At 61.6% G+C, this 14081-nt stretch carries 18 protein-coding genes; 8 read left to right on the top strand and 10 right to left on the bottom strand.

Going from position 1 to position 14081, the window contains the following annotated elements:
* The first annotated feature begins 74 nt into the window (after positions 1-74).
* Together panB and panC are read left to right on the top strand one after the other, a co-directional pair.
* Complete coding sequence (gene panB / locus AC0ZT5_RS27045) at positions 75-917, top strand: 3-methyl-2-oxobutanoate hydroxymethyltransferase (RefSeq protein WP_488498922.1); 843 nt, start codon at positions 75-77, stop codon at positions 915-917.
* A complete protein-coding gene (gene panC / locus AC0ZT5_RS27040) occupies positions 914-1765 on the top strand; it encodes a pantoate--beta-alanine ligase (RefSeq protein ID WP_488498921.1) in 852 nt (283 codons plus the stop codon). The genes panB and panC overlap by 4 nt, the downstream gene beginning before the upstream one ends.
* Before the next feature lie 125 nt (positions 1766-1890).
* Here panC and AC0ZT5_RS27035 read toward each other — a convergent pair whose 3' ends face one another.
* The 7 genes from AC0ZT5_RS27035 to AC0ZT5_RS27005 all read right to left on the bottom strand — a co-directional run bounded on the left by AC0ZT5_RS27035 (position 1891) and on the right by AC0ZT5_RS27005 (position 7458).
* Positions 1891-2235, bottom strand: coding sequence for a VanZ family protein (locus tag AC0ZT5_RS27035; RefSeq protein ID WP_488498920.1), 345 nt, complete (start codon positions 2233-2235; stop codon positions 1891-1893).
* Positions 2236-2413: 178 nt separating this feature from the next.
* Entirely contained in the window at positions 2414-3112 is a 699-nt protein-coding gene (locus tag AC0ZT5_RS27030) for an AIM24 family protein (RefSeq protein ID WP_488498919.1), read from the bottom strand.
* 160 nt (positions 3113-3272) lie between these two features.
* Positions 3273-3755 (bottom strand): GNAT family N-acetyltransferase, encoded by a 483-nt coding sequence (locus AC0ZT5_RS27025; protein WP_488498918.1) that lies wholly within the window; start codon positions 3753-3755, stop codon positions 3273-3275.
* Positions 3756-3768: 13 nt separating this feature from the next.
* Positions 3769-4464 carry a hypothetical protein gene (locus AC0ZT5_RS27020; RefSeq protein ID WP_488498917.1) on the bottom strand — a complete coding sequence of 232 codons (696 nt, stop codon included), beginning with the start codon at positions 4462-4464 and terminating at the stop codon, positions 3769-3771.
* Positions 4461-5966, bottom strand: a complete 1506-nt coding sequence (gene gatB, locus AC0ZT5_RS27015; protein ID WP_477287672.1) for an Asp-tRNA(Asn)/Glu-tRNA(Gln) amidotransferase subunit GatB — start codon at positions 5964-5966, stop codon at positions 4461-4463. Before gatB ends, AC0ZT5_RS27020 begins: the two co-directional genes overlap by 4 nt.
* Positions 5967-6176: 210 nt before the next feature.
* Positions 6177-6608, bottom strand: a complete 432-nt coding sequence (locus AC0ZT5_RS27010) for a CBS domain-containing protein (RefSeq protein ID WP_184870665.1) — start codon at positions 6606-6608, stop codon at positions 6177-6179.
* 88 nt (positions 6609-6696) lie between these two features.
* Complete coding sequence (locus tag AC0ZT5_RS27005; RefSeq protein WP_488498916.1) at positions 6697-7458, bottom strand: rhomboid family intramembrane serine protease; 762 nt, start codon at positions 7456-7458, stop codon at positions 6697-6699.
* Positions 7459-7848: 390 nt separating this feature from the next.
* Between AC0ZT5_RS27005 and AC0ZT5_RS27000 the strand changes: the two genes are divergently transcribed.
* The 5 genes from AC0ZT5_RS27000 (at position 7849) to AC0ZT5_RS26980 (ending at position 11885) form a co-directional block, all read left to right on the top strand.
* Positions 7849-8481, top strand: coding sequence for a PAS domain-containing protein (locus AC0ZT5_RS27000; RefSeq protein WP_477287676.1), 633 nt, complete (start codon positions 7849-7851; stop codon positions 8479-8481).
* Positions 8482-8598: 117 nt separating this feature from the next.
* Positions 8599-9216: a PilZ domain-containing protein gene (locus tag AC0ZT5_RS26995; protein ID WP_095091678.1), complete on the top strand. Its 618-nt coding sequence runs from the start codon at positions 8599-8601 to the stop codon at positions 9214-9216.
* A 283-nt stretch (positions 9217-9499) separates the two neighbouring features.
* On the top strand, positions 9500-10108 hold the full coding sequence (locus tag AC0ZT5_RS26990) for a transglutaminase-like cysteine peptidase (RefSeq protein WP_488498915.1): 609 nt from the start codon (positions 9500-9502) through the stop codon (positions 10106-10108).
* Positions 10109-10448: 340 nt separating this feature from the next.
* On the top strand, positions 10449-11201 hold the full coding sequence (locus AC0ZT5_RS26985) for an NYN domain-containing protein (protein WP_488498914.1): 753 nt from the start codon (positions 10449-10451) through the stop codon (positions 11199-11201).
* 123 nt (positions 11202-11324) lie between these two features.
* Positions 11325-11885, top strand: a complete 561-nt coding sequence (locus AC0ZT5_RS26980; RefSeq protein WP_488498913.1) for an ankyrin repeat domain-containing protein — start codon at positions 11325-11327, stop codon at positions 11883-11885.
* 40 nt (positions 11886-11925) lie between these two features.
* On the opposite strand, the gene AC0ZT5_RS26975 is transcribed toward AC0ZT5_RS26980, so the two are convergent.
* Together AC0ZT5_RS26975 and AC0ZT5_RS26970 are read right to left on the bottom strand one after the other, a co-directional pair.
* Positions 11926-12453 (bottom strand): gamma carbonic anhydrase family protein, encoded by a 528-nt coding sequence (locus AC0ZT5_RS26975; protein ID WP_488498912.1) that lies wholly within the window; start codon positions 12451-12453, stop codon positions 11926-11928.
* A gap of 19 nt (positions 12454-12472) precedes the next feature.
* Entirely contained in the window at positions 12473-12814 is a 342-nt protein-coding gene (locus AC0ZT5_RS26970; protein ID WP_488498911.1) for a DUF6949 family protein, read from the bottom strand.
* 124 nt (positions 12815-12938) lie between these two features.
* Between AC0ZT5_RS26970 and AC0ZT5_RS26965 the strand changes: the two genes are divergently transcribed.
* The gene (locus AC0ZT5_RS26965) at positions 12939-13670 is read left to right on the top strand and encodes a hypothetical protein (protein WP_488498910.1); all 732 of its coding nucleotides are present in this window, start codon (positions 12939-12941) and stop codon (positions 13668-13670) included.
* A 62-nt stretch (positions 13671-13732) separates the two neighbouring features.
* Here AC0ZT5_RS26965 and AC0ZT5_RS26960 read toward each other — a convergent pair whose 3' ends face one another.
* Positions 13733-13936, bottom strand: coding sequence for a DUF3126 family protein (locus tag AC0ZT5_RS26960; RefSeq protein ID WP_006200852.1), 204 nt, complete (start codon positions 13934-13936; stop codon positions 13733-13735).
* Positions 13937-14081: the final 145 nt, after the last annotated feature.

Here is a 14081-nt window from a genome sequence, read left to right as displayed (position 1 = left end):
GCCTTTGCGGTCTTTCTAAAGCTTTGCGCGCCCAAGCCGGTATCCAACCAGCGGCAGGCCGACGGAGGTGACGATTGGGCGCGGAAATACCGACCACCGACATTCGTATCAGCGCCGACACGATTCGCCGCCACAAGGGCGGCACACCGATTGTCTGCCTCACCGCTTACACCTATCCCATCGCCCGCTTGCTCGACGACCATGTCGACCTGCTCCTGGTCGGCGACAGCGTCGCCATGGTGCTGCACGGCCACGAGACGACACTGGGTGCCTCGCTCGAGATGATGATCGCGCACGGGCAAGCGGTGATGCGCGGCGCGGCCAAGGCTTGTGTCGTCCTCGACATGCCGGCCGGCACTTATGAGGATTCGGCGGCGCAAGCCGTCGCTTCGGCGCGGCGGATGGTCGACGAAACCGGCTGCCAGGCGGTCAAGCTGGAAGGCGGCGTCGATATGGCCCGGCAGATCGCCGCAATCGTTGCTGCCGGCATTCCGGTCATGGGACATATCGGCCTGCAGCCGCAATCTGTCGAGAAAGACGGCGGCTACAAGATCAAAGGGCGCACCAAGGCGGCCGTTGCGGCTTTGGTTCGCGACGCACTCGCGGTCGAAAGCGCCGGGGCGTTCTCGGTGGTCATCGAAGGCACGGTCGAGACCGTTGCCGCCGACATCACCCGCCGCATCACCATTCCAACCATCGGCATCGGCGCCAGCGGCGACTGCGACGGCCAGATCCTGGTCATTGACGACATGGTCGGGTTGACCGTCGACCGGGTGCCTAAGTTCGTCAAGGAATATGCCGATTTGCGCAGCGTCATCTCGCATGCCGCCGAACGCTACGCGGCGGAGGTGCGCAGCCGGACATTTCCAGGCCCCGGCCATGTCTTTTCGGCGACAAAGCACGGGGATGACGCATGAGCCGGCCCGTCGTCGTCGACAGCGTTGCCGCACTGCGCTCGCAGATCCACGGCTGGCGACGCGACGGCCTCAGTGTCGCAATGGTGCCGACCATGGGCGCGCTGCATGACGGGCACATCTCGCTGGTCAGGATCGCACTCGAAAAAGCCGATCGCTGCGTCGTGTCGATCTTCGTTAATCCGACGCAGTTCGCGCCGACGGAAGACCTCGACAAGTACCCGCGCCAGCTCGCCCACGACCTCGACCGGTTGAAGGTGGCCAAGGCCGACCTTGCCTTCACACCGACAGTTGGCGAGATGTATCCCGCTGGCTTTGCCACCAAAATCTCTGTCGGCGGCCCCTCGGCCGGGCTCGAATCGGACTTTCGGCCGACGTTTCTCGACGGTGTCGCCACCGTCGTGGCAAAGCTCTTCCTGCAGGCAACGCCTGACTGCGCGATCTTTGGCGAGAAGGACTACCAGCAGCTGTGCGTCGTCAGGCAGCTCTGCCGCGACCTCGACCTGCCGGTCGAGATCATCGGCGCACCAACGATACGCGACGCGCATGGTCTCGCCATGTCGTCACGCAACGCCTATCTCACTGAAGCCGAACTCAAGGTCGCCCGCCAACTCAATGTGATATTGCGCGACACGGCGGTAGCTTTGACGGCAGGTGCCGACAAAGGCGACGCAACCGCCGAGGCCAGCCGTGCCCTGGTCGCAGCCGGCTTCCGCAAGGTCGACTATGTCGAGGCCCGTGAAAGCCTGACGCTCGCGCCATGGCGTCGCGATCGTGAAGGGCGCGTGCTTGCGGCCGCCTGGCTCGGCAAGACGAGGCTGATCGACAATGTGGACGTTCGCTCCACCTAGAGCAGTTCACCGTTTCACGGAAACGGCGAACGGCTCTAACTCTTTGTTTTGACGCAATTCCGGACGGAAAACCGTTTCACACTTTTCCTGGAATTGCTCTAGCGCGGCGGTTTGCTGCCGCGCGCCTACCTCTCTCGCATTCGTCCGCCGGTCCTGACGAACAGTTGCCCCACAAAGATCCCAATAATTCCGGCTGATGCCTTCACAACTGCATCGGCAAACTGCGCGTGGCGACCGGGATCAATGATCTGAAGCAGTTCCAGGACGCCGGCGGTCACAACCACGAAGATAGCAGCTTGATACAGACGGTTGGGGAAGCCCAGCGCCAGGACGAAGCCCAGGAGCACATAAGCCAAGGCGCGCTCAACGTTCGCCTCGGCTATGTGTGGCCGCATCTGGATCGGCGACAGAGTTGAGAAAATGATGATGGCGAGCAGCACCAGCGCTGCAATGCGGGACAGTTTGGTCATGTTCCTGCATATCCGTCGTGAGCCGGCGCAGCAAACGCCGAGATGACGCATGGCCGTATGGTGAACCGATGACGGCCAGCAATGCCGGTGGAGCGTGATGTCAGCGCAGGTCGGCCCGACTCCTGGGCCGGAGCCATGCCGGCGAACCTGCGAAGATCGCGAACCATCTGATCGCCGCCTATTCCTCGGTCGGCATGTGAAGATACATCGACTGGATGCCGACCCGGCCCGGCCCGGTGAAGCGGTTGACGATGAAGTTCATGCTGGCGCCGAAGAAGCCGCTCGACAGGCGATCGATCTTGGTCTCCATCCTGACCGAGACATCCTTGAACAGCCAGCCGCCGGGCTCGATGTCGATTGTTTCGCCGGCGGCGAGCGTTTTCTCGAAGACGTTGCCGTAGCCGTGCAGCCAGACGATGCCATCGCCGGCATCGCCGCGAAAGCGGTCGATGAAGAAGCCACTCTGGCCAAACAGCATCGTCGCCAGGCCGCGCACGCGCTCGAAAGTGTACTCGACGTTGCCGGTGGCGGCGAGAAACTGGTGCTCGCGCACCTGGATCTCCTCGCCACGCCTGAGATGGATCGGCACGATATGGCCAGGCCCATCGCGGCTGAAGGCAATGATCCCTGCTCCGGACGCTTCGGTGACGAAGATCTGCATGCCGGCCATCATGCGCTTCAGCGCACCCTTCAGCGATTTCAGGCCAATGTTGATGGTCGAGTTCTTCCACAGCAGGATGTGATGCTCGAAATAGACCGGCATGCGCGTCACATCGACCGAAAGCACGGGCACCAGTTCGCCGGCGATATGATAAGTGACGCCGCCAAAGGTTTCGTCCGACACCTGTGTCGGCATCAGTTCCGGTAAGCTCGGCATGAAAATCTCCCCAACGCCGCCCAACACACGCGTCTGTCTGTTGCTTCCGGCAGGGTCAGCTGAAGGAGCTTTGCTGCGGGACTTTCAAGCCGTCAAACGAAAACAGAGCTTCGTCGTGGTGCTCGCGCGAAGGTGATCGAGATACGCCGGCAGGTAGCGGTCAGCCGGTAAGAGCCCTGATGTAGACGCGCGTCGGATATCCGAAGGCCCCGGTATGTTCGCCGACATCGGCGGATGGCACGAAGCCGTTTGCCTCGTAGAAGGCGATGGCTCGGATGTTCTGTTCCTCCACCTCCAGGCGGATGGCGCGGGCCTCTGGGAAGCTTTCGATGACCTCATCGAGCAGCATGCCGCCGACGCCTCGCCCCTGCAGGCTGGGCAGCACGTAGAGCTGCCTGAGCATGATCACTTCGACGCCTTCGGCAAATGCCATGCCGCCGATGCGCTTGCCATCATCGGCTACCAGGAATTCCGAGTTCGGCCGCGTCAACTGCGAACGCAACGAGGAAATCGAGTGCCAGTCGTTGGTGATCTCGGTCACCTTGGCAGCGCCGTAGATTGCGTCATAGGTCGCATGCCAGGTCTCGACCAGCAGCCCACGCACTGCGGCAAGGTCGCGTTCCCCGGCGGTGCGAACGAACATGGTTCTCTCCCGCCTATGTTGCGACCGGCTTGCGCCGGAAGTCGGCCACGGCAAGCAGCACCACCCAGACCAGAAGCACCATGCTGCCCGGCATGTTGGCCGCCATGGCGGTGCCGGAGAAACCGGTTGCCCCGGTCGCGAAACCGCCGACCAGGACACCCACGGCGCCGACACCGCCGAGCAACGACAGCCACGACGGACAGCGGCTGGCCTGACGCAGGGCGACATTGGCGAGCAGAACCGTCAAGCCGAGCAGCATGGCGCTGATCGCGGCAAAACCGACTTCGATCTGACGCACGGCGAAGGCGGCGCTGAACAACGATGGCTTTGTCGCCGCATCGGCCATTGCCCAGGCATTGATTACCGCTTTCAGCGCAATGCCGTCGACGGCCTGCAAGGCAGCGGCCGCCGCCAGCGACGCCGCGCCGAACAGGATCGTCAGAAGAGCCCAGCCGCGAAGCGGGCCGTCGGACAGACGGCCAAGGATCAGCACCAGGCCGGCGACCATCGACAGGACGCCGGCAAGCTGTGCCATGTGGCTGAACAACCAGATGTGGTCGGCGGCATATTCACCGAAGGCGGCAAGCGCGTCATTCGGGTCTTCATGCATCGGATGCAGCGAGGTGCCGACAAAAAGCAGCGCGGCGCCGGCAATCAAAAGGGCCGACGAGACGCTTGCCGGGTTGCCGGGCTTCGCGTCTCCGCTCATTGATCCGCAATGCCGAGCTTGGCCTTGACGAGGTCGTTGACGGCTTGCGGGTTAGCCTTGCCGCCGGTCGCCTTCATCACCTGGCCGACGAACCAGCCGGCCATGCTCGGCTTGGCGCGGGCCTGTTCGACCTTGTCCGGATTGGCGGCGATCACCTCGTCGACTGCCTTCTCGATGGCGCCTGTGTCGGTGACCTGCTTCATGCCACGGCTTTCGACCAGCTGGCGCGGATCGCCACCCTCGTTCCAGACAATCTCGAACAGGTCCTTGGCGATCTTGCCGGAAATGGTGCCATCCTTGATCAGATCGATGACCGCGCCGAGCTGATCGGGCGAAACCGGAGCGTTTTCAATATCCTTGCCGGCCTTGTTCAATTGCCCGAGCAGGTCGTTGATGACCCAGTTGGCGGCAAGCTTGCCGTCGCGGCCGGCGGCCACCTTCTCGAAATAGTCGGCGATCGGCTTTTCCGAGACCAGGATCGACGCGTCATAGGTCGACAGGCCGAGCGAAGCGATCAGCCGCGCCTTCTTGTCGTCCGGCAATTCCGGCAATTTCCCAGCCAGCGCGTCGACATAGGCCTGATCGAATTCCAGCGGCAAAAGGTCGGGATCGGGGAAATAGCGGTAGTCGTGCGCCTCTTCCTTGGTGCGCATCGAGCGCGTCTCGCCCTTGACGGCGTCGAACAGCCGCGTTTCCTGATCAATCTTGCCGCCATCCTCCAGAATGGCGATCTGCCGGCGTGCCTCATAATCGATGGCCTGGCCGATGAAGCGGATCGAGTTGACGTTCTTGATCTCGCAGCGCGTGCCGAACTCGCCGCCCGGCTTGCGCACCGAAACGTTGACGTCGGCGCGCATCGAGCCTTCATCCATGTTGCCGTCGCAGGTGCCGAGATAGCGCACGATGGTGCGCAGCTTGGTGACATAGGCCTTGGCTTCATCGGCCGAGCGCATGTCCGGCTTGGAGACGATCTCCATCAGCGCCACGCCGGAGCGGTTGAGGTCGACATAGGACATGGTCGGATGCTGGTCGTGCATCGACTTGCCGGCATCCTGCTCCAGGTGCAGGCGCTCGATGCCGACCTCGATGTCCTCGAACTCGCCCTGACGATCCGGACCGACCGAGACGATCACGGTGCCCTCGCCGACAATTGGCTGCTTGAACTGCGAGATCTGATAGCCCTGTGGCAGATCCGGATAGAAGTAGTTCTTCCGGTCGAAGACGGACTTGTGGTTGATCTGCGCCTTCAGGCCAAGGCCGGTGCGGATCGCCTGCTTGACGCATTCCTCGTTGATGACAGGCAGCATGCCCGGCATGGCCGCATCGACGAGGCTGACATTGGCGTTGGGCGCTGCACCGAATGCGGTCGAGGCGCCGGAAAACAGCTTTGCCTCCGAGGTGATCTGAGCGTGGACCTCGAGCCCGATGATGATCTCCCAGTCGCCGGTGGCGCCGGGGATCAGGCGTTTTGCATCGGGGGTACGGGTGTCGATGAGGGTCATGATGGCCTGCGAATTGCGGTGACTGAACTCACATTTGAACGTGAGTTTCACGTCGAACGTGGAAGTCATTCGCTAGTGCAAACAGCCAAAAGAGACAAGCGTAAAGCCACAGCCTGGGCTTTTCAGCCGCTTCGAACCCGCGCGGGATCGACCACAGCTAGACCGCGGCTCCGCCGGACGGTTCGCCGGCCGGCGGTTTCCGTTCACCGCTCAAGCGGTGGCGATGTAGGCCCTGATCTCGTCGGCCTCGCGCTCGACGTCCTCGATACGGCGCTTGACCACGTCGCCGATGGACACGATGCCATCGAGCATACCGTCCTTTTCCACCGGCAGATGGCGGAAGCGGCCCTTGGTCATGATCTCCATCACCTCGTTGACGGTGTGGTTCTCATTACAGATCTTCACCTTCGGCGTCATCGCCGAGCGCACCGCGATATCGAGCGCGGCTCCACCTTCCCTGGCGACCACCCGCACGATGTCGCGCTCTGAAAGAATACCGACGATCTTGCGATCGCCATTGGTGATGACCAGCGCGCCAATCTTGTGTTCGGCCAGGATGCGGATGGCTTCGCTCAGCTTTTCGTTCGGCCCGAGCGTCAACACGTCATGGCCTTTTTTCTCGAGAATTGCCTTAACCGTCATGGCGTCCTCCTCTGCTTTTGCCTGCCGGTTCCTGCCCTGACCGGCTTTCACATAAGAGTGAACATGGTGCGCCGTCATCGGTTGCATTTCAAGTGCGCCGGTCGGTGGTGTCCCATTCAGGCACCTGCCATCGTCGGTCGAACCAGCGCAGGCCGAAGAAGCCGGCGACAAAGCCGCCAATATGGGCCTCCCAGGCGATCTGGCCGTCAATTCCGAGGGCAAAGCCGAGAAGGCCGGTGGCGAGGTTGATGATCATCCACACGGCAAGGAAGATCACGACGCCGCGCGAGCGTAGGACGATGGCGATTGGCAGCACGGGGCCGGCGAAGGCAGCCTTGCCGGCCGACGAGCGCTGGGTGTGGAAGCCGAAACGCGCGGCAGCGCCCATCATGCCGGAAATTGCGCCCGATGCCCCGACCAGCGGCGCTTCTCCGTACGGATGGATGGCCCAGAAAAGCGCAACCGAAGCCAGCCCGGTCACGGCAAAGAACAGCGCGAACCGAAGCGTCCCCAGGCGATTTGCCAATGGCGAACCGAAAGCGGCGAGCCAGACCATGTTGATGGCAATATGGGCAAAGCTGCCATGCAGGAAAGCGTAGGTGAACGGGCGAGTGAAAAGGAACCAGTCGAAGCCGTATTGCCCGGTGTAGAGAGCAGGGATGAAGGCCCCGTCGTAGAGCAGCGTCAATTGTTGTTCCTGCGTCAGCACGTACTGCTGCAACAAGTAGACGACCGCGCATATGCCCATCACCGAAAGGACGGCAGGCGGCAGATTGAACACCGGCTCGCGCCGCTGTTCGGGTCCGTCCTCGATCGGGTCGATTTCCGAGGGGCCTTCCGGTTCGCTCATATGAAATTGCACTCAAGCAGGGATTCGGGTTCGAGCATCTAGATCACCCCCGAACGAACCGCAAACGGCGAATCGCCTCATCGCGAATCAAAAAAAAGCCGCTCAAGGTTTCCCTTGAACGGCCGGTCGAGCCCCCTGCTCCCCCTAAAACTCTTAACTGAAGTGCTGCCGATCGTCGCGAAACGACCGCTTCTGGAGTGGTTTTTGTGTGCCATAGGGGCCGCTTCGCTGCAACGTCAACCAGTTGTTAACCTTAACGGCCCCGACCCGTGAACAAGTGTTAACGACGCTGGCACGCTTCCTGCTCCGCAACGCATGTAGGTCATCGGAGGGCGCCCTTTCTGTTCACCGATGGGACATCAGACGACAGATTGCGCGGAGCAGAATAGCATGAACCAGAACGGATCGATCACGCTGTTCCAATATTGGAACCGCCTGCGTGACGGACGCCCCGCCCCGAAGCGTTCGGAGGTCGAGCCGGCCGACATCAAGTCGCTGCTGGCCGATACATTCATCCTGGAAAGGGACACACGCGGGCAAGCCGTCTTCCGGCTCGCCGGCACCAGGCTTTGCGCCTGCTATGGCCGCGAGCTCAAGGGATTCTCCTTTCCGTCGCTGTGGCGCGAGAAGGATCAGCGGCTCGTCTCGCGGCTGATCCATGGCGTCTTCGACCAGAAGTCGGTCGTGCTCATCGCCTTCGAGGGTTTCAGCCGCAACGGCCGTACCAACAAGTTCGAACTGCTCGCCTTGCCGCTTGACGGCGGCGTCGAAAATCCGCGCTGCCTGGGCGTGATAAGCGCCGTGGAGAAGCCCTTCTGGCTGGGTGCCGATCCGATCACCGACGCCTTGATCGATTCGATCCGCGTCATCGATCCGGAGAAGGAGCTCCTCAACAACCGTCCGGCGATCGATGTTCCTTCGCTCGTTCCCGACGAACTCGCGACACCCGAGACGATATCGGCGCTAGGCCGCGCGCGCCGCATCCGCCATCTCGTCGTCTTCGATGGCGGACGCGAGGAATAGGGGGCAAATCTCGCAGCAACGGGACCCGCTTTTCCCCTTTATTAACCCCCATTGTTGTACTTCTCCGATGAAGTTCCTCGCATCGACGCGCGGGATGCCAAACGAGGTGTGGCAGTCATGAGGTCAGCGGCGGTCGACTATGCGCCGTCCCAAGCTGAAAGGCGTAACTTTCAGCGCGTCCGGGTCAAGATTTACGGGCGCTTCATGCTGGAAGACCGCACCGAACACCCCTGCCAGGTCGTCGACATGTCACCGGGCAATGTAGCGCTTCGCACCGAACGCATTGGCATGCCGGGCGAAAAAGTCATCGCTTATATCGACCATATCGGCCGCATCGAAGGTGTCGTCACGCGCACCTTGCAGGATGGTTTCGCGATGACGGTCATCGCGTCCGACCGCAAGAAGGACAAGCTTGCCGCGCAGTTGACGTGGCTTGCCAACAAGCACGAACTCGACCTGCCGGAAGACCGTCGGCACGAGCGTGTCGCGCCGCGCAACCCGACCAGCGTGCTGCAGCTCACCGACGGGCGCCAGTACCAGTGCCGTATCATCGACCTGTCGCTTTCCGGCGCCGCGATCGAGATCGACGTCAAGCCGGCGATCGGCGTCCAGGTCATGCTCGGCACGATGCGCGGGCAGATCGTCCGCCATTTCGAGGACGGCGTCGCCATCGAATTCGCCGTCATCCAGCGTCCCGAAACGCTCGATTCCGAATTCAACACCCCGCGCGCCTGACAAGGCCGACACAAGCACTCCAGGAAACCGGCCCTTTGCGGCCGGTTTTTTTGTTTTTCATGCCCGGACGGCGAAGCTTCGACAGCCCGACGCCATTTCCTACAGGGCCGCTTGACATAGAGGCTCGCGGAGCGCCTCGCTGCAAACTCCAAACAAATCAATACTCGAATGATTCAAATTTTACGCTTATTCTACTGGGGTTTTACTCAATATCTACTTCGCACTTTTGCCCCAAATAAATCCACATGTGGCAATGTCTCCTTCGAACGGGGAGACTACAAGAATGAAGAAGACGAGGGGCAAGCTGTTGCTGGCGGCAATGGCGATGCAGCTTTCCGCTTGGGGATCAGCATATGCCGCGGGACCGGCCTATATGCACACCGGCGGACGCACCACGCAACCTGTTGGCCATTATGAATTCTGCCAGCGCATACCTGGCGAATGCAGCGAGCGGACGCCCAAGGGCCCGCCGGTCGAACTGACGCGCAAATTGTGGGCGACGATCGTCAGCATCAACAATTCGGTCAACGCAAGGGTCAAGCCGCGCACCGACATGGAAAATTACGGTGCCGAGGAATACTGGGCCTATCCCGACAATGGCTATGGCGATTGCGAGGACTACGCGCTGGAAAAGCGTCGCGAATTGATGAATGCGGGCGTGCCGGCCGGCAATCTGCTGATGACGGTCGCGCGCCAGCCGAACGCCGACGGCCACGCGGTGCTGACCGTGCGCACCAGCCTTGGGGAATTCATCCTCGACAATCTGGAAACCAAGGTGCTGGCCTGGACGGACACGGACTACACCTACCTCAAGCGCCAGTCGGACCAGAACTCCGGTGTTTGGGTGACGATCAACGACGGCCGCTCCGACGCGGTCGCCAGCGTCCGCTAATGCATGTCGCTCAAAAGTGACCCCCGTTTTGAGATAACGACATGCATAAACTAGAGGTCAAGCGCGTCGCATGAAGGCGGCCGCTTCAGGAGAAACCCGGTCGAGTCCCCACCCTCCCCGTCCCCAACGACCGGGTCAAAGGAGCCGGCCCCGTCCCCGGGCCGGCTCCACCATTTCTGGAATAAGCTTTTGAAATTCCGATAAAGGCGCAATTCCAATAGCTTAGATTTCGGTTTGCGGCTCACTTCTGCTACAACGGCTGTGTAGCGAACCGCGGTTGGTGATGGCTTCACCAGCTACAGTTCGAAACTCGAGAGTGCGTCAGCCCAGGAAGTGTCGCATGCCGACCGAACCCCGATCACCGCGCCTTGCGGTCCTTATCGACGCCGACAACGCTTCCGCCAAGATTGTCGACGGCCTGTTCGAGGAGATCGCAAAGATTGGCGAGGCCAGCGTCCGCCGCATCTACGGTGACTTTTCAAACGCCCGGTCGAAGGGATGGGCTGATGTCTTGTCAAAGCATGCGATCATCCCGCAGCAGCAGTTCGCTTATACAACGGGGAAGAACGCGTCCGATATCACACTGGTGATCGACGCTATGGACCTGCTCCATAGCGGTCGTTTCGACGGTTTCTGTCTGGTCTCTTCCGACAGCGATTTCACCCGGCTTGCTGCACGCATACGCGAACAGGGAGTCGATGTGTTCGGGTTTGGGGAGCAGAAAACTCCGGAGAGTTTCCGGCAAGCATGTCGGCGTATCGTCTACACCGAAAATCTTCTGCGTGGCTCCGTGAACACTCACGATAGTGCCCCCGCCGTCAAGCCCCTTCAATTGCCCAGTGCCGCGATGCCGATGCTCAAGAAAGTTATTGGCCAGATGGAAAGTGAGGATGGTTGGGTGCTGCTCGGCCCCTTTGGAAAACAGCTGTCGAACCTGTTTTCGGATTTTGATCCCCGTACCTACGGCTTCAGCAAGCTGAGCGATCTGGTGAGGAGTACCGACGCGTTTGAAATCGAAACCCCGAAGGGCGGAGCCATGCGAACACGGTCCAAGCCTACGGCTGGGAAGAAGGTAAAAAACAAAGCCGTTTAGCGTTGCCTAGACGGTCATGGGCCCCATCGACCCGCCAGGCGCATCAGAGCATCAAGACCGCCTTTCCACGGGCAGGAGATCGAGGCACTATAGGCCGTTGGTTTCGCTTTCTGGATCACGGCGATGTTGGAAATCCCGGAAGATCGTTGCGAGCGCCATCGTCTGTTCAAGGCGATCGACGATGCCTTCAAGGCCGGCGATTTCGACGGCCTCGGCGTGGCCTTGGGCGGCTCGCCCTGCTGGTTCGACGAACGCATGCCGTTCGAGCTCGGCCTCGGGCATCCGCTGGAATATGCAATCTATTGGAGCCCCTTAGGCTTTATCTCGACATTGCTGGATGCGGGCTCGGATCCGAATTATCAGGATCACGGTGGATTTCCGGCAATCATTGCGGCGCTGTCCACCGACCGGGCCGACAGACTGGAAATCGTGCGGGTGCTCATCGAGGGGGGCGCCGATCCTAATATGCGGGGCGTGAACGACTGGACGCCGCTTCACTATTCGGTGGCCATCCGAAGCGTCGAGGCGATCGGCCTGCTTTTGGCGGCAGGCGCCGACCCCGCGCTCGAAACCCGCATCGATGACTACAGGACAGCCGCCGAGGAAGCCGACATTGCCGGCTTTGAAGCCGGCGCTTCCTTGCTGCGCGATGCGATGGCCAGGCGTACCTCCAACCGACGGTAAGTTGGGGCACGATGAAACCATCGGCGAGCGAGGGCACGCCTCAAACCTTCTTCAGTCCCGCCTTGAAGCGCTTGCCGTTGGCGACGTAGTGCGCGGCCGAGCCGCGCAGTCTGGCAACAGCCGCCTCGTCCAGCACCCTGATCGCCTTGGCCGGCGAGCCGACGATCAGTGAATTGTCCGGAAATTCCTTTCCCTCGGTGACCAGCGCGCCGGCGCCAACCAGCGAGTTCCTGCCGATCCTGGCCCCGTTCAGCACGATGGCGCCCATGCCGATCAGGCTGTTGTCGCCAATCGTGCAGCCGTGCAGCAAGACGCGGTGGCCGATCGTGCACCCTTGCCCGATGGTCAGCGGAAAGCCCGGATCGGTGTGCATGACCGTGTGTTCCTGCACATTGGTGTCGGCACCGATGATAACAGGCTCATTGTCGCCGCGGATGACGGCGCCGAACCAGAAGCCGGCATTGCGGCCGACCCGCACGTCGCCGATCAGCGTCGCATCGGGTGCGATCCAGTTTGAGTCCGCATCCGCGAAGCTGGGTTCCGTTCCATCGATCGCATAAAGCGGCATTTTCGGTCTCCGAATCGTCTCAGCCTGGAAGGCTGGAGCCTAGGAGACCGATCGTCCAGGAGGCAATGGCAAGCACGACGACGCCCAGCGCCAACGACCAGGCGATGGCCGTGCAGCCGCAGGACATCAGCGCCAAGGTCGAAATGCGGCGCTCACGCCTGGCATCGAGGGCGTCGTTGACCAACATGAAAGGGCCCCCACAAGCCGTGGCGAGCAGCGAACGCAGCAGATGCGACGGCGACACGTAGGGCTCAGCGAAGGCGACCTTGCGGCCCGACACCAGTTCCATCATCGATCCAGCCAGCCCGCAGGCCGTCAGCCCGACGACAAAAGCGAATACGGTGAGTCCCAGCGTGCCCATCTTTACGTTCCATTTACCATGAAATTGCACAGTCGTTCCATGAAGGCTGCAAGAGCCGTGCCGTGCGATTTGTGCCGCCCAAGGACACCCATGAGCGGACAGCAGCCGAGATCCGAGGACAGAGATGAAGCAGGCAGCGATCACCGACGGCCCCCAACTCACCGTGGTCGATTCCGTGTTGATGAAGCGGGTGTTCTACGCATTCGCGGCGCTGGCGCTGCTGTCGGTAGCGATCAGCCTTGCCGGCAAATGGTTCGGCCATTCGATCGCCATGGCCGGATACACCGACGACGCAACGATCCATCAGGTTGTGATTGGCAACAATGTCATCGCCGTGCCGGCCAATGTCATCCGTTTCGCCCAGGCCCGGCGCGACGGCATTGCCTCGCGGCTCGACCTCTATCTGCGCTATCCGCAGATGGACGGCTACAGCGAGCCGGCGCGCGACGATTTCAATCACATGGGAGCGAGCAGGAACATCATCTTCCTGTCCTTCGAACAGCAGATGATGTCGCGCGACATGAGCGGCCGCTTCGCGCCGATCTACAGCGCGTTGATCATCCAACCCGGCATTGCGGGGCCCGGCGGCACGACGGTGTACGGCTTCAACGAGAAATCAGGCTACCTGAACGAGGTGTTGGTTGTCGGTAAGCGCCCTGGCAAGGACCCGTTCGTGGCCCGCTGCCTGAGCGGTCCGAGTGCCGAGGAATCGCTGGCGCCTTGCGAGCGCGACATCCACGTCGGCGACGAGCTCAGCCTCACCTATCGTTTCCCCAGGGAGTTCCTGGGGGATTGGCAGGCGCTCGACGCGGCAATCGCCGGCGAAGCCGTGCGCTTCCTGAAAAAAGGACATTAGGACGGGAATCGGGTTGGCCGGCCGCATTCGAAGCGGAGCCGGCCGAGCGCAGGATTGCTGGCTCAGGCCAGGTCGATGTCGAGGATCGCCATCGAAAAATTGTAGTCGCCGTCGTCCTCGTCCTTGAAGACGATGCCGAGGAACTCGTCGCCGACATAGACCTCGGCCGAATCTTCCTTGCGCGGCCGTGCCTTGACCTCGAGCTTGGGGTTCTGGAAGACGCGCTTGAAATAGGCGTCCAGCTTTCTGATTTCGTCGGGCTTCAACAGTCTTCTCCGATCATCGGGCTTGCTCGTTCGAACGCGCTTCTGGCACGTCGACAATGGCGATGTAAAGGCAAGCGGCCCGATAACACGGGAACAACCGCCCGCTCCTGCCCCACGGCCGGCAACCGGCCGCAGGCAGCGGGCG

The organism is Mesorhizobium sp. CNPSo 4670 (assembly GCF_057784235.1).
This window is presented reverse-complemented; position numbering and strand designations above follow the sequence as displayed.